The organism is Streptomyces sp. NPDC101152, from assembly GCF_044768275.1.
In the GTDB taxonomy this organism is placed as follows: domain Bacteria; phylum Actinomycetota; class Actinomycetes; order Streptomycetales; family Streptomycetaceae; genus Streptomyces.
Window position 1 is genome coordinate 23069 of sequence record NZ_JBIWPO010000011.1, and the last position, 18173, is coordinate 41241.

General features: G+C 72.0%; 18 protein-coding genes and 2 pseudogenes. 10 read left to right on the plus strand and 10 right to left on the minus strand.

What is annotated here, in order from left to right:
• Positions 1-38: 38 nt before the first annotated feature.
• Entirely contained in the window at positions 39-899 is an 861-nt protein-coding gene (locus ACIRVK_RS17060) for a SigB/SigF/SigG family RNA polymerase sigma factor (protein ID WP_404247670.1), read from the minus strand.
• Positions 900-1082: 183 nt separating this feature from the next.
• Entirely contained in the window at positions 1083-1526 is a 444-nt protein-coding gene (locus ACIRVK_RS17065; protein ID WP_404247672.1) for an ATP-binding protein, read from the minus strand.
• A 198-nt stretch (positions 1527-1724) separates the two neighbouring features.
• Here ACIRVK_RS17065 and ACIRVK_RS17070 point away from each other — a divergent pair, with 198 nt between their 5' ends.
• The 3 genes and pseudogenes from ACIRVK_RS17070 (at position 1725) to ACIRVK_RS17080 (ending at position 4198) form a co-directional block, all read left to right on the plus strand.
• A complete protein-coding gene (locus tag ACIRVK_RS17070; protein ID WP_404247673.1) occupies positions 1725-1946 on the plus strand; it encodes a hypothetical protein in 222 nt (73 codons plus the stop codon).
• A 44-nt stretch (positions 1947-1990) separates the two neighbouring features.
• Positions 1991-3477 (plus strand): annotated as a pseudogene (locus ACIRVK_RS17075) (aminotransferase class I/II-fold pyridoxal phosphate-dependent enzyme).
• A 265-nt stretch (positions 3478-3742) separates the two neighbouring features.
• Positions 3743-4198 (plus strand): cyclic nucleotide-binding domain-containing protein, encoded by a 456-nt coding sequence (locus ACIRVK_RS17080; protein ID WP_404247675.1) that lies wholly within the window; start codon positions 3743-3745, stop codon positions 4196-4198.
• A 40-nt stretch (positions 4199-4238) separates the two neighbouring features.
• Here the strand turns inward: ACIRVK_RS17080 and ACIRVK_RS17085 are convergent, their stop codons facing one another.
• Positions 4239-5546 carry an MFS transporter gene (locus ACIRVK_RS17085; protein ID WP_404247677.1) on the minus strand — a complete coding sequence of 436 codons (1308 nt, stop codon included), beginning with the start codon at positions 5544-5546 and terminating at the stop codon, positions 4239-4241.
• A 236-nt stretch (positions 5547-5782) separates the two neighbouring features.
• Here ACIRVK_RS17085 and ACIRVK_RS17090 point away from each other — a divergent pair.
• A pseudogene (locus ACIRVK_RS17090) lies at positions 5783-5908 on the plus strand (ATP-binding protein); the annotation flags it as partial.
• Positions 5909-6018: 110 nt separating this feature from the next.
• Positions 6019-6276, plus strand: coding sequence for a WhiB family transcriptional regulator (locus ACIRVK_RS17095; protein ID WP_404247679.1), 258 nt, complete (start codon positions 6019-6021; stop codon positions 6274-6276).
• 8 nt (positions 6277-6284) lie between these two features.
• Here ACIRVK_RS17095 and ACIRVK_RS17100 read toward each other — a convergent pair whose 3' ends face one another.
• The 4 genes from ACIRVK_RS17100 to ACIRVK_RS17115 are packed head-to-tail and all read right to left on the minus strand — an operon-like array spanning position 6285 to position 10986.
• Positions 6285-8108 (minus strand): sensor histidine kinase, encoded by a 1824-nt coding sequence (locus ACIRVK_RS17100; protein ID WP_404247681.1) that lies wholly within the window; start codon positions 8106-8108, stop codon positions 6285-6287.
• Positions 8105-8803 carry a response regulator transcription factor gene (locus ACIRVK_RS17105; RefSeq protein ID WP_404247683.1) on the minus strand — a complete coding sequence of 233 codons (699 nt, stop codon included), beginning with the start codon at positions 8801-8803 and terminating at the stop codon, positions 8105-8107. Before ACIRVK_RS17105 ends, ACIRVK_RS17100 begins: the two co-directional genes overlap by 4 nt.
• Before the next feature lie 18 nt (positions 8804-8821).
• On the minus strand, positions 8822-9580 hold the full coding sequence (locus tag ACIRVK_RS17110) for a L,D-transpeptidase family protein (RefSeq protein ID WP_404247685.1): 759 nt from the start codon (positions 9578-9580) through the stop codon (positions 8822-8824).
• Between the two features lie 47 nt (positions 9581-9627).
• A complete protein-coding gene (locus ACIRVK_RS17115; protein WP_404247687.1) occupies positions 9628-10986 on the minus strand; it encodes a M1 family metallopeptidase in 1359 nt (452 codons plus the stop codon).
• Positions 10987-11181: 195 nt separating this feature from the next.
• On the opposite strand from ACIRVK_RS17115, the gene ACIRVK_RS17120 reads away from it, so the two are divergent.
• Entirely contained in the window at positions 11182-11532 is a 351-nt protein-coding gene (locus ACIRVK_RS17120) for a DUF488 domain-containing protein (protein ID WP_404247689.1), read from the plus strand.
• A 1-nt stretch (position 11533) separates the two neighbouring features.
• Here ACIRVK_RS17120 and ACIRVK_RS17125 read toward each other — a convergent pair whose 3' ends face one another.
• Together ACIRVK_RS17125 and ACIRVK_RS17130 are read right to left on the minus strand one after the other, a co-directional pair.
• On the minus strand, positions 11534-13204 hold the full coding sequence (locus ACIRVK_RS17125) for an FAD-binding dehydrogenase (RefSeq protein ID WP_404247691.1): 1671 nt from the start codon (positions 13202-13204) through the stop codon (positions 11534-11536).
• 34 nt (positions 13205-13238) lie between these two features.
• Positions 13239-13874 carry a TetR/AcrR family transcriptional regulator gene (locus ACIRVK_RS17130; RefSeq protein ID WP_404247693.1) on the minus strand — a complete coding sequence of 212 codons (636 nt, stop codon included), beginning with the start codon at positions 13872-13874 and terminating at the stop codon, positions 13239-13241.
• A 129-nt stretch (positions 13875-14003) separates the two neighbouring features.
• Here ACIRVK_RS17130 and ACIRVK_RS17135 point away from each other — a divergent pair, with 129 nt between their 5' ends.
• The 3 genes from ACIRVK_RS17135 (at position 14004) to ACIRVK_RS17145 (ending at position 16822) form a co-directional block, all read left to right on the plus strand.
• Positions 14004-14630 carry an alpha-ketoglutarate-dependent dioxygenase AlkB gene (locus ACIRVK_RS17135; RefSeq protein ID WP_404247695.1) on the plus strand — a complete coding sequence of 209 codons (627 nt, stop codon included), beginning with the start codon at positions 14004-14006 and terminating at the stop codon, positions 14628-14630.
• Between the two features lie 168 nt (positions 14631-14798).
• Complete coding sequence (locus ACIRVK_RS17140) at positions 14799-15545, plus strand: MBL fold metallo-hydrolase (protein WP_404247697.1); 747 nt, start codon at positions 14799-14801, stop codon at positions 15543-15545.
• A 41-nt stretch (positions 15546-15586) separates the two neighbouring features.
• Positions 15587-16822, plus strand: coding sequence for a DUF4032 domain-containing protein (locus tag ACIRVK_RS17145; RefSeq protein WP_404247699.1), 1236 nt, complete (start codon positions 15587-15589; stop codon positions 16820-16822).
• Between the two features lies 1 nt (position 16823).
• Here the strand turns inward: ACIRVK_RS17145 and ACIRVK_RS17150 are convergent, their stop codons facing one another.
• Complete coding sequence (locus tag ACIRVK_RS17150; protein ID WP_404247988.1) at positions 16824-17696, minus strand: universal stress protein; 873 nt, start codon at positions 17694-17696, stop codon at positions 16824-16826.
• 60 nt (positions 17697-17756) lie between these two features.
• Between ACIRVK_RS17150 and ACIRVK_RS17155 the strand changes: the two genes are divergently transcribed.
• Positions 17757-18113 (plus strand): VOC family protein, encoded by a 357-nt coding sequence (locus ACIRVK_RS17155; RefSeq protein WP_404247701.1) that lies wholly within the window; start codon positions 17757-17759, stop codon positions 18111-18113.
• Positions 18114-18173 lie beyond the last annotated feature (60 nt).

The following is an 18173-nucleotide window of genomic DNA, read 5'->3' on the forward strand; positions in this document are numbered from 1 at the left end:
TCCTTCAGAATCAGGCCGTGGAGCCCAGGCCATGGCGATCAGGCCGTGGTCGACGGTCCGCCGGCATCCCGTCGGCCTCGCTGCCCCAGCGCCTCCGCCCGCACCTGGGCGCAGCTGCGGCTGATGAGGCGGGAGACATGCATCTGGGAGATGCCGAGCCGGTCGGCGATCCGGCTCTGCGTCATGTCCTCGAAGAAGCGCATGTAGAGGATGGCCCGCTCGCGTTCGGGCAGCCGGCGCAGACCTTCCTTGGCGGACTCGCGGTCGATCACGGTGTCGAACGAGGAGTCCGCGGCGCCGAGGGTGTCGGCGAGGCTGTAGCCGTCCTCGTCGCCGGAGAGTTCGGCGTCCAGCGACAGCGTGCTGAAGCTCTCGAGGGCCTCCAGACCGCAGCTCACCTCGTCCTCGGTGAGCCCGGTGTGGGCGGCGAGGTCGGCTACGGACGGTTCCGGGGTGCCCGGCGTCTGGGTCAGTTCGCGGCGGGCGATGCGGACCTTGTTGCGCAGTTCCTGGACCCGGCGGGGCACGCGCAGCGCCCACATGCGGTCGCGGAAGTGGCGCTTGACCTCGCCGGTGATGGTGGGGACGGCGTAACTCTCGAAGGCACCGCGCTCCGGGGCGAAGCGGTCGATGGCCTTGACGAGTCCGAGGGCCGCGACCTGACGCAGGTCCTCGACGGACTCCCCGCGGTCGCGGAACCGGCCGGCGATCCGGTGGGCCATGGGCAGCCAGGCCTTCACCAGCCGGTCGCGGACGGCGTCCCGTTCGGGGCCGTCGTCCAGGGTGGCCAGGCGGGCGAAGAGGTCCGCCGTGTCCGGGGCGTCGTCGTGCCGCCGCCTGCTGGGCGCGGCCTGAGGGGTCTGCGTGCCGGGACGGCTTGTCGACGTGTCGATGAGCATGCGGATTCGCTCCCGAACTGGGGGTTTCAGGGACATACCGCGAGGCGATCGCCGACCGCACCGACTGAAGGTCCGGCCAGCCATACCGCTCCCGCTGGCGCGCCTCCGGTCCGAAGCACGAAACTCCGTCTGCCCCTACTTGGTGGGTACAAACTCCGCTTCGTCGAAAGTCTTCGGGAGTCCTCAGGGAAGGGCGACCTCGGCGGTGATGCGTTTGCCGCCGGTGGGCAGTTCCGACACGCGGACGGCGCGGGCCAGCCGGCACACGATCGGCCAGCCGAGGCCGCCCGAGCGGCGTCGGCCGCGGGCGTCCAGTGGCGGCCTGCTCACGGGCAGCTCGTCGCTGCGGTCGCTGACCGAGACGCACAGGCAGGGTCCCGCCACGTCGACGTGGAAGTCGGTCACCCCGCCGCCGTGCAGGATCGCGTTGGTGGTGAGTTCCGAGGCGACGAGAAGGGCGTCGCCCAGGGCGTCCGGGTCGCAGTGGGTGTGGGTGACACGGCAGCGTTCGGCCACCACCCGTTCCACGGCCCGGCGCGCGTCGGCGGGACGGCACAGGCGCGTCTGCCCGGGACCCCGCGCAGTCGACGGCTCACTGACGGACTCGGTGCGGTGCTCCTGGCACATCGCCTTGGCTCCCCTGTCGGACGAGAACTGACCCCTGACCGCGCGGCGAGGCCCCGCCGGCGAGCGACGGCGCCCCGTCGCTCCGGGTGAGCACCGCAGGTCTCCCTTTTCGGCTCACCGCCGCAGGGCCTGCCAAACCTCTTTTGTCGGGCCCTTGCACCCAGTCGTCGCACCGGAGATCCGGGGTACCCGCACGGCATGACGGATGTCGTGGACTCAGACGAACTGCTGCGCCGACTCCAGCGCGCCCGGGCCTGCGCACAGCAGGAGGAGCGCTCCTGGCGGGAGCGCAGCGACGGCCTCGAAACGGGTGAGCAGGACCCGGCGCGTGACGCTCTCGTCCGGACGCTGGCCTACGAGACGGTGGTCAGGGTGCTGGACGAGATCCTGACCCCGGGCAAGCACTCCGGGCAGGGCTGATCCCTCCGTCGGTTGACCACCGGCGAGCTGCGCACTCGGTGCGCATGTCAACCGATCACACCCGTGCGCCCGTTCTGGAGGCCCTCGCCGACTACCACCGCCAGGGACAGCTCGCGTTCTCGCCCCCGGGGCACAAACAGGCCCGTGGTGCCGATCCCGCGGTGCGGGAGGTCCTGGGCGACGCGGTCTTCCTCGGTGACGTCCTGGCGCCGGGCGGACTGGACGACCGGCTCACCCGGGGACGGGTGCTGGAGCGCGCCGAGGAGCTGATGGCCGAGGCGGTCAACGCCGAGCACACCTTCTTCACCACCTGTGGGAGTTCGCTGTCCGTCAAGGCGGCGATGCTGGCCGCCGCGGGCCCGCACGAGAAGCTCCTGGTGGGACGGGACGCCCACAAGTCGGTGGCGTCGGGGTTGATCCTCTCGGGGATCGAACCGGTGTGGGTGGAACCGCGCTGGGACCCGGAGCTGCACCTGGCCCATCCCCCGTCCGCGGAGAGCTTCGAGAAGGCCTTCGAGGACCACCCCGACGCCAAGGGCGCCCTGGTCACGAGCCCGACGCCGTACGGGACCTGTGCCCGGCTGCGGGAGATCGCCGAGGTGTGTCACCGCCGTTCGGTACCGCTGATCGTGGACGAGGCCTGGGGGCCCATCTGCCCTTCCACCCCGATCTGCCCTCGTGGGCGATGGACGGCGGCGCCGACATCTGTGTGACCAGCGTCCACAAGATGGGCAGCGGCCTGGAGCAGGGCTCCGTGTTCCATCTCCGCGGCGACCTGGTGCCGCCGCAACTGCTCAAGACACGCTCGGACCTGCTCGGGCCCACCAGCCCGTCGGTGCTGCTGTACGCCGGTCTCGACGGGTGGCGCCGGCAGATGGTCCTGCACGGCAGGGCACTGCTGGGCGGGGCGCTGGACCTCGCGGCCGAGGTGCGGGCGATGATCGAGGAGATCGACGGCCCGCATGTCAACGACCGGGACGACTTCTGCGGCGATTCCCTCGCCGACGACTTCGACCCGCTGCCCTGTGTGATCGACGTGACGGGACTGGGGATCACCGGGTTCCAGGCCGCCGACTGGCTGCGGGAGCACCGGCGGCTTGACATGCATCTGACCGACCACCGTCGCGTCGGCGCCCAGATCACGCACGCCGACGACCGGGAGACGACCGGCCGGCTGCTGGCCGGGCTCAGGGATCTCGCCCGGGCGGCGCCCGAACTGCCGCGCGCCCCGCGGATGGACGTGCCGTCGCCCGCCGAACTGCGGATGGAGCAGGCGCAGTTGCCGCGGGACGCGTTCTTCGGTCCGGCCGAGGAGGTGCCGGCCGGTGAGGCCGCCGGCCGGATCGCGGCGGAGATCATCACGCCGTACCCGCCCGGGATCCCCGCCGTTCTGCCGGGCGAGCGGCTCACCGAGCCCGTGCTGCGCTACCTTCGCACGGGTCTGGAGGCGGGGATGAACCTGCCCGACCCGAACGACCCGGAGCCGAAGACGATCAGGGTCGTCGCGGCCGGCCACGAGCCCGTGGAGTGAAACCGGTCACGTGACCCGCTTTGGGGCTACGCGAACCGCCCCTGATGGTTTACCGTTCATTCATACGTGGTGGCGGAGTCGACCGTACCGTCCTCCACCATCACCGCGAACGGCCCTGGCTGGTCTCCCCCGTCCAGCCAGGGCTTTTTCATGCCCGCGGGCTCTTTGCCGCAACTACCGTCCGCCAAGGTGCTCACAGCGCCCGGAGCGGCTGAAATGGGCGTAGGGAAAGACCTCATCCCACGCCGGCGAGGAGCCCCGCGTCATGACCAAAGCGACGAAGCTGCTGACCGCCCTTCCCCCGCCCCAGCGCCAGCGCCTGATGACGCTCGCGAAGGAGGTCTCCTTCCCGGAGGACACCCGGATCTTCGAGGCGGGCGGCCGGGCCGACCGCTTCTGGGTCATCCGCTCGGGGGCGGTCTCCCTCGACCAGCGGGTCAGCTCGCTGCAGCGGGTGACCGTGGCGAGCCTGGGCGCGGGCGATCTGCTGGGCTGGTCGTGGCTGTTCCCGCCGCACGAGTGGGACTTCGGCGCGGAGGCCTTCAGCCCGGTGCGCGCCTACGAGTTCGACGCGGCGCGGGTGCTCGGGCTGTGCGAGGAGGACCCGCGGCTCGGGATCGTCCTGGTGCGCAGCGTCGCCGAGATCCTCGCCCACCGCCTGGAGATCACCCGGGGCAAGCTCATGGAGCAGTACGCGACACGCCGACACGGCAGGCTGTAGGCCCACACCTGTTCGCACCGGCCCAGTGCCGCGGCAGACACTAGACGCGGTAACGGCGCAGGGCCGGTACCGCGGCGGTCAGAGCGAGCATCACGGCGACTACCAGGAGCCCGCCGCCCGCGACCGCCGCGCGGGGGCCCAAGGCGGAGCCCGCAGTGCCGTGCAGCACGTCCGCCAGGCGTGGCCCGCCCGCGACGACGACCGTGAAGACACCCTGCATGCGGCCACGCATCTCGTCGGTGGCGGCGGAGAGCAGGATCGCCCCGCGGAAGACCATGGAGACCATGTCGGCGAGCCCGGCCACGGCGAGGAAGGCGGCCGCGACCCAGAGGTCGCCGCTCAGCCCGAAGCCGGTGATCGCAAGACCCCAGGTGACGACGGCGCCGATGACCATCCAGCCGTGCCGGCGGGCCCGGGAGAAGGTACCGGAGAACAGTCCGCCGAGCACGGCGCCGATCGGTATCGCCGCGAACAGCAGGCCGAGCGCGAGCCCTTCGCCGTAGGAGCCGTAGGCCTGGGAGGCGAGCTGCGGGAACAGGGCGCGGGGCATGCCGAAGACCATCGCGATGATGTCCGCGAGGAAGGACAGCAGCAGCACCCGGTGCAGGGAGATGTAGCGGAACCCCTCCGCGATCTGCCGTACGCCCGCTCGGCGCACGGCCGCACCCGCGAGGGGTGGCAGGGAGGGCAGCCGGTAGACCGCCCACACGGTCACGCAGAGCGCGAGGGCGTCGATCAGGTACAGCTCGGGCAGGCCGATGACCGGTATCAGGACGCCGGCGAGGAGCGGTCCGACGACCTGGCCGGTCTGCATGACGGTCGAGCCGAGCGCGTTGGCGGCGGGCAGTTCCTCCTCGGGGACCAGCCGGGCGATGGAGGCATTGCGGGCGGGGGCGTTCAGACCCCAGAACGCCTGCTGCATCGCGAGCAGGACCATCAGCGCGGCCACCGACTCGAGACCGGTGACGGCCTGCAGCCAGAACAGCAGCGAGGTCACGGCGATCCCGGTGTTGGTGATCAGCAGCAGCCTGCGGCGGTCCATGGTGTCGGCGACCGCGCCGCCCCACAGGGCGAACACGATCAGCGGCAGCAGTCCGGCGAGGCTGGCGGCGCCGACCCAGGCCGAGGAGCCGGTGATGTCGTAGATCTGCTTGGGCACGGCGACCGCGGTGAGCTGGCTGCCGACGGCCGTGACGATCGTCGAGGACCACAGGCGCCGGTAGGCCGGGATGCGCAGCGGGCGGGTGTCCATCGCCCAGCGGCGCCAGCCGCGCCGGGGCGGGTCCTGCGCCTCCTCGTCCGAGGGGGTCGCCCGCTGCGGTTCGGTGCTGCTCTCGCTCGTGTCCACTGGCTTCCTGGTTGCTCGTTACATCTTTCATGGCCAGGGTTCACTATCGCAGCACCGTCCAGGAGTTCGGACGGGTGATCTCAGCCTTCGGACGTCAGGCCCTCGCCGAAGCCGAACGTCCGGCGCAGTTGTCCGCGGTGTTGCGGCGATCGTGCCGAGCAGGAACCTGGTGTCGATCCGGCCGACCGCGCTGAGCGCCCGCGGAGCGCGATGAGCTTCCGGGTCTGTCGGACGTCGTCGAACTCCTCGCCACCGGTGCCTGGTCGAGCTCGGGCGTGCTCGGTCCCGAGGCGTTCCCGGCCCGCCCGTTCCTCGATCTGCTGACCGCGTACGGCTCCTCGTGCGGCGTGCGTGAGCGGTGAACACCGTTTCTTCGCGACTTCGGTCGTTTCACTCGCGCATCGACAGGTGACCCGAAAACGAGTAAGCCATTCGCGAGGGCACGTACGACTTCGATCGCAGGTGACAATTCATGGAGAACTGGCGAGACCAGGCCGCGTGCCGTAACGAGGATCCCGAGCTCTTCTTCCCGATCGGCACCTCCGGCCCCGCGTTGCTGCAGACGGAAAAGGCGAAGGCGGTGTGCGCGCGCTGCCCGGCGCGGGAGCAGTGCCTGGAATGGGCGCTGGACCACGGGGAGATCCTGGGTGTGTGGGGCGGCACCGGGGAGACGGAACGACGCGCCCTGCAGCGTCGGCGGCGCGCCGCGGCACGCCGGGGCGGCGCGTAGCGCGCCGGTCAGTCGGGAGGTGCCTCCGCGGCCGGCAGGCGCAGCGTGAACACGGCCCCGGCTCCCGGCTCGCCGCCCGCCACGATCGTGCCGCCGTGGGCGGCGACCAGGTGGCGGACGATCGGCAGGCCGAGCCCACTGCCTCCGGTGCGGCGACTGCGGGACTTCTCGGCGCGCCAGAAGCGCTCGAAGACGTGCGGCAGGTCCTGCGGGGCGATGCCCGTGCCGGTGTCGGTGACGGTGAGGACGACCTCGTCGCCGTGCCGGCGGGCGGCCAGCGTGACCGTGCCGTGGGCGGGCGTGTGCCGCAGCGCGTTGGAGACCAGGTTGCCCAGTGCCTGCCGCATGCGCAGGGGGTCGGCGTCGATCCACGGCGAGGCGTCGACCTCGCTGCGCACGGTGACTCCGGCCGCCTCGGCGGCGACGCGGTGGGCGGCGGCGACCTGGCCGAGGAGTTCCTCGGCGGCGACCGGCTCGGTGTGCAGGCGCAGAGTGCCCGCGTCGGCCGCCGCGAGGTCCTGGAGGTCGTCGATGACGCGCTGCAGGACCAGCGCCTCCTCGTGCAGGGAGCCGAGCAGGGCGGGGTCCGGGGCGACCACGCCGTCCCGGGTGACCTCGAGCCAGCCGCGGATGTTGGTGAGCGGGCTGCGCAGTTCGTGCGCGATGTCGCTGACCATCGCCTTGCGTTGGGCCTCGATGCGTTCCCGGCGTTCGGTCAGGTCGTTGAAGGCCTCGGCCAGGATGCCGGTCTCGTCCCGGGTGGTGACCGGCACCCGGACGTGCAGTTCCGGCGGCTGCTGAGCCGCTTCGGTGAGGGCGCGCAGCGGCCGGACCAGGCGGGTGGCGACGGCAGCGGTCACCGCGACCGTCACGGCGAGAACGAGACCGACCACCCCGACGATCTTCGCCTTGTTGGCCGGGGACATGTCGAAGCGGGGCGGGGTGGCCTCGCCTCCGCCGAGGTAGAGGTCGGCCACCGGCGCGACGTACGGGTCGAGTTGGGCGCGCAGGGCGGCCTCGGTGCAGCTCTGTGCGGTCTTCAGGGCCTGTTCGTTGCCCGCCTTGGGGTACTTGGCGAGGGCGTAACGGCTCAGCGGGTTCCTGCCGGTCGGGTTGAGATAGAGGTACAGCGGTTCCCGCAGGCCCAGACCGTGGTCCTTGAGGCAGGCGCGGGCGGACGCGGTCAGCGCGTCCAGCGCCTTCTGCTCGGTGCGCACAGGGTGGTTCAGCCCGTAGCCGCACTCCTGGGCCAGGGTGTCCGTACCGTCGCTGCCGTCGGGGTTGAGCAGGACGGGGCGGCCGCTCGGGGTGTGCTGGATCTTGAGCTCGAGGCCGAACCGGGAGTCGCAGGAACGCAGTTTCTCGGCCATCGCGTCCAGTTCCGCGCGTTCGTGCGCGGTGAGCCGGTAGGGGCCGACGGCCCGCGGGTCGACGCCGCTGAGCTGTGCGCCGGGCTGGGTGTAGGTGTCGGTGCGCAGGGGGTCGACAGCGGCTGCGGCGCCGAGGGGCAGGGCGGTGCCCTTGCGTGCCGAGTCCGCGATGAGCGTGCGGTCCGTGGCGGTCAGGGCGATACGGCGTCCGGTCCGCGCGGCCAGGTCGGTGACGAGGGGCTGCACGCCCTTCCAGTCGGGGTGGGTGGCGGCGTACCCGCTCAGCCTGGCCAGGATGCGCAGGTCGTCGGCGAGGTCCTGGCCCTGCTCCTCGCGCAGCGCGCGGGTGGTGGTCTGCACCGCCAGCCAGGTCGTCGCCGCCACCGAGCACACCGCGATGAGCGCCGACGCGAACAGCAGCCTCACCAGCAGTCGTTTGCGCAGGGGTATGCGTCGCTTCACGGGCGGGCGCCGCTCAGCTTGTAGCCGACGCCGAACACGGTCAGCAGCCGGACCGGGCGGCGCGGGTCGGCCTCGATCTTCTTGCGCAGGTTCATGATGTGGACGTCGACGGCCCGTTCGGTGGAGGCCCGGTCGAAGCCGCGGGTGCACTGGAGCAACTGCCGCCGGGTGAAGACCCGTTCCGGCTCCCCCGCCATGGCGAGCAGGATCTGGAACTCGGCCGGCGTGCACTCCACCGGTTCTCCCTCGCAGCGCACCTCGTGCCGCTCCGGATCGACCGCGAGGCCGGCCGCGCGGACGACGGGATCCTCCCGCACTCCGGCCTCGCGACCGCTGCGCCGCAGCACCGTGCGGATGCGGGCCATCAACTCGCGGGGACTGTACGGCTTGGTCATGTAGTCGTCGGCGCCCAGTTCGAGGCCGAGCAGCACGTCGTCCTCCTCGGACCGCGCGGTCAGCATGACCACCGGGATGTCCTGCTCGCCTGCGCGCAGCACCCGGCACACCCCGAACCCGTCGACCACGGGCAGCATCAGGTCGAGCACCACGAGGTCGGGTCCGAGGCGGCGGGCGGCGTCCAGCGCGGCCGCCCCGTCGTGGACCACCGTCGCGGTGTGGCCCTCGGCCAGCAGGGAGCGGCGTATGAGTTCGGCCTGCATCTCGTCGTCCTCGGCGACCAGCACATGTGCGCACACCTGGCGGATCCTAGGCGCTCAGCGGGCCAGGGACCCGGCGTCGCCCATGACGACGACGGGGTGGCGGTCCGGGTCGAGGGTGTGCAGCAGTTCCTTCATGTGCTGCTCGGAGACGCTGACGCAGCCGTGGGTGGGGCCCCCGTGGTCGACGTGGAACCATATGCCTCCGCCGCGGTCCGAGCCGAGCGGGCGGGTCCAGTCCAGGGGCGAAGTACCCGGCCGGCGGTTGTAGTTGATCGCGAGGACGTAGTCGAAGGCGCCCGCGAGCGGCTCGCCCTCGAACCCCGTGCCAGGTGCGACGAAATCGCCGGATCGGTGGTACGGCAGTCTGCTGCCGGGGTCGGCGAGCAGGCCGCCGGCATCGGTGAGGCCGAACACGCCGATCGGTGAGCGCAGGTCACCGCCCATGTGGTGGTCGGACCAGCCCTTGAGCGCGTTGTGCGCCGGCCATTCGGCACCGGCCTGCCAGCCCGTCGCCGTGCGCTCGTACAACGCCACCGTGGCCAGCGGGGAGTTCCGGGCCCTGCCGCTGACCACGACGACCTGGCGGGCGTCGGAGGGGATCTGGGCCGTGGTCCTCGGTCCGAGCCCGGGCAGTTCCAGGGGCGCCGCCTGGACGGTCATCACGGGCCAGGGCGAGGTGAGGGAACTGGTGTCGGGCGTGCCCGGCCCGGCGGTCGCCGAGCCGGAGGGGTGGCCCGAGGAGGCCTCCGCCCCGCCGCCGCATCCGGTGAGGAACAGGGAGGCGACGAGCAGGACGGCGTGCGGTCTCTTCATGATCACAGGTCGACTGTGACCCACACATGTGAGGAACTCGTCAGCTTTCAGGCGCTGTTCGGCTTCCCCGCGGTGTAGAGCCAGGTGGTGAACAGGGAGTCGAGGTTCTTGCCGGACTCCCGCTCGGCGAGGCGCACGAACTGCGCGGTCGTGCCGTGGCCGCCCCGGTGTTCGCCCGCCCAGGCGCGCAGGATGCGGAAGAAGACCGGATCGCCGACGGCCCCCCGCAGTTCGTGCAGGGTCATGGCGCCGCGGGCGTAGACGGGGGCGGCGAAGATGTTCTTGCCGCTGCCGGGGTCGCCGGCCGGGAAGGCCCACAGGCCGTCGGTCGCCGGGCGGGCGTAGAGGGAGTCGAAGGTCTTCTGTGCGCTGTCGCCGCCGTGCTGCTCGCGGTAGAGCCACTCGGCGTAGGTCGCGAAGCCCTCGTTGAGCCAGATGTCCTTCCAGGAGGTGAGCGAGACGGAGTCGCCGAACCACTGGTGGGCGTTCTCGTGGACGAGGGTGCTCAGGTCGGGCGCCGCGTCGTACACCGGCCGCGACTGGGTCTCCAGCGCGTAGCCGACCTTCGCGTGGTCGACGATCGACCCGGCGTTGCGGAACGGGTAGGGCCCGAAGAGCCCGCTCTCCCACTCCAGGACGGACGGCAGCTTCTTCAGCACCGGCGCCGCGGCCGAGGCCTCCCGCGCGTCGACGGCGTTGTAGACGCGGATGCCGTCGCGGGTGGTGTACTGCTCCACCTTGAACCTGCCGACGGTGGCGGTGGCGAGGTAGGCGGCCATGGGCTCGCTCTGCTGCCAGTGGAACGTGGTCCACCCGTGCGCGGTGCGCTGGGAGACCAGGCGGCCGTTGGAGACGGCGGTGCGCCCGTTGGGGACGGTGATCATGATGTCGTACGACGACTTGTCCCTGGGGTGGCCGTTGGCCGGGAACCAGGTCATGGCGCCCTGCGGCTCGCCTGCGACGAAGGCGCCGTCGCCGGTGGGGATCCAGCCGTCGGCCGAGCCGTCAGGGTCGGTGACCGGCTTCGGGCTGCCCTGGTAGGCGACGGTGACGCGGAACTCCTCGCCCGCGCTCGGGGCCCGGCGCGGGGTGACGACGAGTTCCTGTCCGTCGCGGCGGAAGGCGGCCCTGGCGTGGTCGACGTTCACGCCGGTGACCTTCAGGCCCTCGAGGTCGAGGTCGAAGCGGGCCAGGCTCTGGGTGGCGCGGGCGGTGAGGACGGCGGTGGCGTCGAGCCGGCCCCTCGAGGTGTCGTAACGGAGCGTCAGACCGTAGTGCTCGACGTGGTAGCCACCGTTGCCCGCGAGCGGGAAGTAGGGGTCGCCCACGCCGGGCGCTCCTCCGGTGGCGGCGACCGCGGTCCCGGTGCCGACCAGCAGGGCCGCGACCGCCAGGGGAATCGTCATGGTCACGGTGGCGCGTCCGAGGGTGTGTCGGCGGGACTGTCGCACGTGCGCTCCTGGGGGGTGGCTGGTGATCATCGGCCTCAGGCTAGGGGCCCGGACCACCGGGATGCCTCCACCTTTCGGCCAAGTCACGCAGTGTCCCCTGACACTCCGGCAGTAGGCTCGAAATCGCCCGTCACCGGAGAAAGGTCCGAAGTGAGCGTTCGTGTGCGACGTGTCTATGAATCGCCCGAGCCGGAGGACGGCGTCCGTGTCCTCGTCGACCGGCTGTGGCCGCGCGGCCTGTCCAAGGACGCGGCGCACGTGGACGAGTGGCCCAAGGGCCTGACGCCGTCGACCGAGCTGCGGCGCTGGTACCACGCGGGCGAGGGCTCCTACGAGGAGTTCAGCGGCCGGTACGAGGCGGAGCTGGACACTCCGGAGGCAGCTGAACTCCTCGACAAGGTACGGAGGTTGGCCCGAAAGGGGCCCGTCACGCTGCTGACCGCGTCGAAGGACCCCGAGCAGAGCCACGCCTCGGTCCTTGCGCGGCTCCTCGGCGCGTGACTCAGGCGGTCTGCTTCGCCGCCGCCCGCCCTGCGGCCCGTCCGGAGAAGAGGCAGCCGCCGAGGAAGGTGCCCTCCAGCGCGTTGTAGCCGTGGACGCCGCCGCCGCCGAAGCCGGCCACCTCACCGGCCGCGTACAGGCCCTCGATCGGCGTGCCGTCGGTGCCCAGGGCGCGCGAGTCGAGGTCGGTCTGGATGCCGCCGAGGGTCTTGCGGGTCAGGATGTTGAGCTTGACGCCGATCAGCGGGCCCGCGGCCGGGTCCAGGATGCGGTGCGGGGTGGCGACGCGGCCGAGGCGGTCGCCGATGTAGCGGCGGGCGTTGCGGATGCCCTGGACCTGGGCGTCCTTGCTGTAGGGGTTGGCGATCTGCAGGTCGCGGGCCTCGATCTGGCGGCGCACCTCGGCCGCGTCGAGCAGCGGCTTGTCCGTCAACTCGTTCATCTTCGCGACCAGTTGCTCCAGGGTGGGCGCGGTGACGAAGTCGGCGCCGTTACGCAGGAAGGCGTCCACCGGGCCGGGCGCGCCCTTGCCGAGACGGTTCTTCAGGACCGCGGCCTTGTCCTTGGCGGTGATGTCGGGGTTCTGCTCGGAGCCCGAGAGCGCGAACTCCTTCTCGATGATCTTCTGGGTGAGGACGAACCAGGAGTGGTCGTGTCCGGCGATGTCCTCGGTGGTGCGCAGGTACTTGAGGGTGCTCAGGGTGTCGTAGCCGGGCAGGCAGGGCTCGGGCAGGCGGCGGCCGAGGGCGTCGAACCACATCGAGGACGGGCCGGGCAGGATGCGGATGCCGTGGCCGGGCCAGATCGGGTCCCAGTTGCGCAGGCCCTCGGTGTAGTGCCACATGCGGTCGCGGTTGACGAGCCGTACACCGGCCTCGGCGCTGATGTCGAGCATGCGGCCGTCGACGTAGGCGGGGACGCCGGTGACCATCTCGGCGGGCGCGGAGCCCAGGCGCTCGGGCCAGTAGCGGCGGACGATGTCGTGGTTGGCGCCGATGCCGCCGGTGGTGACGACCACGGCGCGGGCGGTGAGCTCGAACTCGCCGACGCGGTCGCGGTTGGAGGCGACGCCGCGGGCCACGTCGTCCGGGGCGAGGACCGTGCCGCGCACGCCTCGCGCGGTGCCGTCCTCGATGACGAGTTCGTCGACCCGGCGGCGGTGGTGGAAGGTCAGCAGCCCGTCACGGGCGGCCTGTTTGGCGTAGTTGACGAAGGGTTCCACGACGCCGGTGCCGGTGCCCCAGGTGACATGGAAGCGGGGGACGGAGTTGCCGTGCCCGTCGGCGCGCAGGTCGCCGCGTTCGGCCCAGCCGACCGTCGGCAGGAACCTGATCCCGTGCCGCTCAAGCCAGGACCGCTTCTCCCCCGCCGCCCACTCGACGTACGCGCGCGCCCAGCGCACCGCCCAGGAGTCCTCGTCGTCCGTGCGGTCGAACTGCGCGCTGCCCTGCCAGTCACTCCAGGCCAGCTCGAAGGAGTCCTTGATGCCGAGGCGGCGCTGCTCCGGGGTGTCGACGAGGAAGAGCCCGCCGAAGGACCAGAAGGCCTGGCCACCGAGGTTGGCCGCGTTCTCCTGGTCCACCAGGGCGACCCTGCGGCCCCGGCTGGTGAGCTCGTGCGCGGCGACCAGGCCCGCGAGGCCCGCTCCGACGACGATGACGTCCGCATCCATGGCGTCCGTTCCCTTTCTCAGTGGGCTCGTTTTCTCAGTGGGCTCGTTGGGGATTGCCGCTGCCGTCACTCAGCAGCGCGGTGAGCAGTCGCCCCAGCCAGACCCGGGCGCCCTCGACGTCCTTGTCCAGCAGCAGTTGGGCGGTCACGCCGTCGTACGCGGCGACCACGGCGCGGGCGGCGCCGTCGACGTCGCCGAGCACGGCGGGCAGTTCGGCGCGGCCCCGGGCGCGCCGGAGCCGGTCGGCGATCGCGCCGCGCAGCCGGGCGCGGTGTTCGAGCAGCGAGTCGGCCACCTGGGGATCGCGGGCGGCGTGCACCAGGAAGTCCGTCTTGACCAGCAGCCAGTCCAGGTCGAGCAGCAGCACCTCGGTGACGCGGTCCACGGCGGCGGGCACGTCGAGGTCGGGGCCGTCCAGGGCGAGGGCGCCGGCGACCTGTTCGGCGATGAGGTCGGCGCGCTGCCGGTAGAGGGCGAAGAACAGCTCGTCGAGGCTCGCGAAGTTGGAGTAGAAGGCGCCCCGGCTGTAGCCGGCCGCCTCACAGACCTCCTCGATCGAGACGCGCCCGAAGCCCTTGGCCGCGAACACCGCGAACGCGGCGTCCAGCAGGTTCGCCCGCGTCCGCACCCGGCGCCTGGTCACCCTCGGCGCCGTCCGCTCTGTCGTCATGCCGCCCCTTCGTTCGATACACGAATGTATCCGATGCATCGGTGTATCAAAAGGCGCCGACAGACCGCGGAGCACAGAACTGCGGGAATACATGGGAACAGATTTTCGAATCAGGAGTACGATGGTGTCATGACCAGGCACCTCCAGGGCTCGCTCTTCGACCAGACCGACCAGCTCCGCCTCGGCCCCCTCGACGGGATCCGCCGTACGGTGCTCGGCCTGGGCGCCTGGATCGACGTGCTGCCAGGCTGGCTCGCCGGCGCCGACGAACTGTTCGAACGGCTGGCCGCCGAGGTGCCCTGGAAGGCGGAGCGCCGCACGATGTACGACCACGTCGTGGACGTACCGCGCCTGCTGGCCTTCTACGGGGCGGACGACGCCCTCCCCCACCCGGTGCTGGACGAGGCCCGAGCCGCCCTGTCCGCGCACTACGCCGACGAGCTGGGCGAGCCCTTCACCACCGCCGGGCTGTGCTTCTACCGCGACGGACGCGACAGCGTGGCCTGGCACGGCGACCGGATCGGGCGGGGCGCCCGGCAGGACACCATGGTCGCCATCCTCTCGGTGGGCGCGCCCCGCGACCTGCTGCTGCGTCCGGCACGCGGCGGCGAGTCGGTGCGCCGTCCGCTCGGACACGGCGACCTGATCGTGATGGGCGGCTCCTGCCAACGCACCTGGGAGCACTGCGTACCGAAGACCACGCGAGCCACGGGACCGCGGATCAGCATCCAGTTCCGCCCGCACGGCGTGCGCTGAGGCGGAGAGGCGGCCGCTTCCGGCGCACGCGGGGGCGGCCTCCGGCGGACGGTGCCGGAGGCCGCCTTTCCCTCTGGCACCCACTTTGGCCCGGACCCGACGGTTCCGGTCCGGCCCGGGTCTGCTTTCCTGAGGGCGTCGAACAGGCACTCGGGACACGGGGCGGTCATGCGGGCAGAGGTGCGGCAGGTCGCCGACGGCATCCACCTGGTGCACGGCAGCGACACCAACTGGGTGATCATCACCGAGGGGCACGAGGTCACCCTTGTCGACACCGGCTACCTCGGCGACCGGGAACAGCTCCTCGCCTCCCTGGAGGCGGTGGGCAGCGCGCCGGAGGCGATCGCGGCCGTGCTGATCACCCACGCCCACAACGACCACCTGGGCTCCGCGGAGTTCCTGCGCCGCGCCTACGGCACGCCCGTCTACCTGCACGAGGCCGAAGTGCCGCACGCCCGCCGGGAGTTCCTGCAGCAGATCACCGTCGGACAGATCGTGCGCAACAGCCGGCGCCCCGGCGTCCTGCCCTGGGCGCTGCGCGCCCTGCGCTCCGGCGGCACCGCCGACGTCCCGGTCGCCGCCGCACAGCCCTTCCCCACGGCGGGCCCGCTGGACCTGCCCGGCCGGCCCGTGCCGGTGCACACGCCCGGGCACACCGACGGGCATGCCGCCTTCCATCTGCCCGACGTCGGTGTCGTGATCTCGGGAGACGCGCTGGCCACCGGCCATGCCACGTCCCCCGTGCACGGCCCGCAGCTGCTGCCCGACATGTTCCAGCACGACCGCGTGCGGGCGCTGGCCTCGCTGGACGTCCTCGCCGCCCTGGACGGTGATCTCCTGCTGCCCGGGCACGGCCCCGCGCTGCGCGGTCCGGTCCGTGAAGCGGCACTTCAGGCCAGGGAGCGCGCCCTTTAAGGTGAGGTGACGATCACCCGCGAGGCAAGGACACGCGACCCATGGCACTGCAGATCAGCGCGACGAACCCGGAGCACCCCGCGCTCCTGCTGGCCCTGCCGTGGCAACTGCCCCTGGAGGAGTGGCCGGAGGAGTACCTGGTCCCGCTGCCGCGCGGCATCTCCCGGCACGTGGTGCGCTACGCCCGCGCCGGCGACGAGGTGATCGCCGTCAAGGAGCTCGCCGAGCGCCCCGCCCTGCGCGAGTACGAGCTGCTGCGCGACCTGGACCGGCTCGGCATCCCCGCGGTGGACGCGTTGGGCGTGGTCACCGGGCGCCTCGACGACGCGGGCGACCCGCTGGAGCCGGTGCTCATCACCCGGCACCTGCGCGGCTCGCAGCCGTACCGGTCGATGTTCGAGACGACGATGCGGCCGGCCACCATGCACCGCCTCATGGACGCCCTGGCCGTGCTCCTCGTCCGCCTCCACCTCGCCGGTTTCGCCTGGGGCGACTGCTCCCTGTCCAACACCCTCTTCCGCCGCGACGCCGGCGCCTACGCCGCCTACCTCGTGGACGCCGAGACCGGCGACCTGCACCCCCAGCTCAGCACCGGGCAGCGGGAGTACGACCTCGACCTCGCCCGCGTGAACATCAGCGGCGAGCTGCTGGACCTGGAGGCGTCCGGGGCGCTGCACCCGTCCGTTGACCCGATCGAGTTCGGCATGGAGATCTGCGCCCGCTACCGGGGCCTGTGGGAGGAACTGACCCGCAGCTCCGTCTACCCGGCGGGCAAGTACCACTACATCGAGCGCCGGATCCGCCGCCTCAACGAACTCGGCTTCGACGTGGCCGAGATGCAGATCCAGCACTCCTCCAACGGCGACACCGTCACCTTCGTGCCCAAGGTCGTCGACGCCGGTCACCACCAGCGCCAGCTGCTGCGCCTGACGGGCCTGGACACCGAGGAGAACCAGGCGCGCCGGCTGCTGAACGACCTGGAGAGCTGGATGGCCACCCAGGACGACTACGCTCCGGGCGACCCCCTCGCCGCCCGCCCGGAGGTGCTCGCGCACCGCTGGGTGCGGGACGTGTTCCGGCCCACGGTCCGGGCCGTGCCGCTCGAACTGCGCGGCTCGATGGACCCGGCCGAGATCTACCACGAACTGCTCGAACACCGCTGGTACCTGTCCGAGCAGGCCCAGCACGACATCGGGCTTGACACGGCGGTCGAGGACTACATCCAGAACATCCTCCCCACGGCGCGGGAGACCCTGCAGCCCACGACCGCCGAGTGACTCAGCGGTGCGGCACCACGGCCACCGGGCAGCCCGCGTGGTGCAGCACCCCGTGCGCCACGGATCCGATGCGCGCGCCGACGGCCGTGCGGTGCGCGCGGCGCCCGACGACCATGAGCTGGGCCCGCGCGGCCACCGACAGGAGCACCTGTCCCGCGCTGCCCATCTCCACGTGTTCGGCCACGGGGACGTCCGGGAAGCGTTCCCGCCACGGCTGCAGCGCCTCGGCCAGCGCCTTCTTCTCGTACGGCTCCAGGCCGCCGGCCTCGTCGAGCAGCTGCATCGAGCCGGGGCTGTAGGCGAACACCGGCGGCAGTGACCAGGCGCGTACCGCCCGCACGCCGGCCCCGCGGGCGGCGGCCGTCTCGAACGTGAACCGCAGCGACTCGGCGCTGTCCCCCGGTTCGCCCTGCTGTCCGACGACGATCTCGCGGCCCGCCGCCTCACCGGTGGGCTGGTCGTCGGCCCGCACCAGGACCACCGGCCTGGTCGCCTCGGCGATCACCTGCTGCCCCACGGAACCGAGCAGGAAGCCGACGACCGGTCCGTAGCCGCGCGAACCGAGCACCAGCATCTCGGCGTCGGCCGCCGCGCCGACCAGCGTGTCGGCCGTCTCCCCCGCCAGCACCTCGGTGGCGACGTCGAGCCCGGGATGGCGCGCGGTGACGGCCTTGGCCGCCTCGTCCACCGCGTCCCGCACCCACCCCGCCTGTGTCTGCTGGTCCGCCGCGTCGAGCGCGTCGTGGGGCTGGAACCGCCAGGCCTGCACCACCCGCAGGGGGAGCCCCCGGCGGACCGCCTCCCTGGCCGCCCAGTCGAGCGCGGCCAGGCTCTCCTCGGTTCCGTCGATCCCTGCGGTGATCGGGCGCGCCATGCGGATGCCTCCCAGTGTCGTGGTCACGTCGTTCGTGACGGTCTTCTCTACTCTTGCCCCATGACCTTGGAATGGGAGCAAGTGATCGTGGACGCGGCCGATCCCGAGGCCCTCGGGCGGTGGTGGACCGAAGCGCTCGGCTGGGTCGTGGTGAACGACGCGGCGGACGAGTTCGAGATCCGGCCCGAGAAGGACCGTGTGCCGGGGCTGCTGTTCGTTCCCGCGCCCGAGCCGAAGACCGTCAAGAACCGGCTGCATCTGGACTTCCGCCCCGACGACCGGGACGCGGAGGTGACCCGGCTGCTGGCGCTCGGCGCGCGGCACGCGGACATCGGGCAGACCGGTGAGGAGTCGTGGGTGGTGCTGGTGGATCCGGAGGGCAACGAGTTCTGCGTGCTCGGTTCACGGCAGGGCTGACGCCGGGCGGTCCTGGACCCCGGCCGCCTCATCCCGGAGCGAACCGCGCCGATCGAACAT

Bases quoted from the DNA above. Each gene is read 5' to 3' on its own strand.
- ACIRVK_RS17140 (WP_404247697.1), top strand. From the start codon at position 14,799: ATGCGGGCAGAGGTGCGGCAGGTCGCCGACGGCATCCACCTGGTGCAC.
- ACIRVK_RS17155 (WP_404247701.1), top strand. From the start codon at position 17,757: ATGACCTTGGAATGGGAGCAAGTGATCGTGGACGCGGCCGATCCCGAG.
- ACIRVK_RS17065 (WP_404247672.1), bottom strand. From the start codon at position 1,526: ATGTGCCAGGAGCACCGCACCGAGTCCGTCAGTGAGCCGTCGACTGCG.
- ACIRVK_RS17070 (WP_404247673.1), top strand. From the start codon at position 1,725: ATGACGGATGTCGTGGACTCAGACGAACTGCTGCGCCGACTCCAGCGC.
- ACIRVK_RS17115 (WP_404247687.1), bottom strand. From the start codon at position 10,986: ATGACGATTCCCCTGGCGGTCGCGGCCCTGCTGGTCGGCACCGGGACC.
- ACIRVK_RS17150 (WP_404247988.1), bottom strand. From the start codon at position 17,696: ATGGCGCGCCCGATCACCGCAGGGATCGACGGAACCGAGGAGAGCCTG.
- ACIRVK_RS17080 (WP_404247675.1), top strand. From the start codon at position 3,743: ATGACCAAAGCGACGAAGCTGCTGACCGCCCTTCCCCCGCCCCAGCGC.
- ACIRVK_RS17125 (WP_404247691.1), bottom strand. From the start codon at position 13,204: ATGGATGCGGACGTCATCGTCGTCGGAGCGGGCCTCGCGGGCCTGGTC.
- ACIRVK_RS17110 (WP_404247685.1), bottom strand. From the start codon at position 9,580: ATGAAGAGACCGCACGCCGTCCTGCTCGTCGCCTCCCTGTTCCTCACC.
- ACIRVK_RS17060 (WP_404247670.1), bottom strand. From the start codon at position 899: ATGCTCATCGACACGTCGACAAGCCGTCCCGGCACGCAGACCCCTCAG.
- ACIRVK_RS17095 (WP_404247679.1), top strand. From the start codon at position 6,019: ATGGAGAACTGGCGAGACCAGGCCGCGTGCCGTAACGAGGATCCCGAG.
- ACIRVK_RS17135 (WP_404247695.1), top strand. From the start codon at position 14,004: ATGACCAGGCACCTCCAGGGCTCGCTCTTCGACCAGACCGACCAGCTC.
- ACIRVK_RS17130 (WP_404247693.1), bottom strand. From the start codon at position 13,874: ATGACGACAGAGCGGACGGCGCCGAGGGTGACCAGGCGCCGGGTGCGG.
- ACIRVK_RS17145 (WP_404247699.1), top strand. From the start codon at position 15,587: ATGGCACTGCAGATCAGCGCGACGAACCCGGAGCACCCCGCGCTCCTG.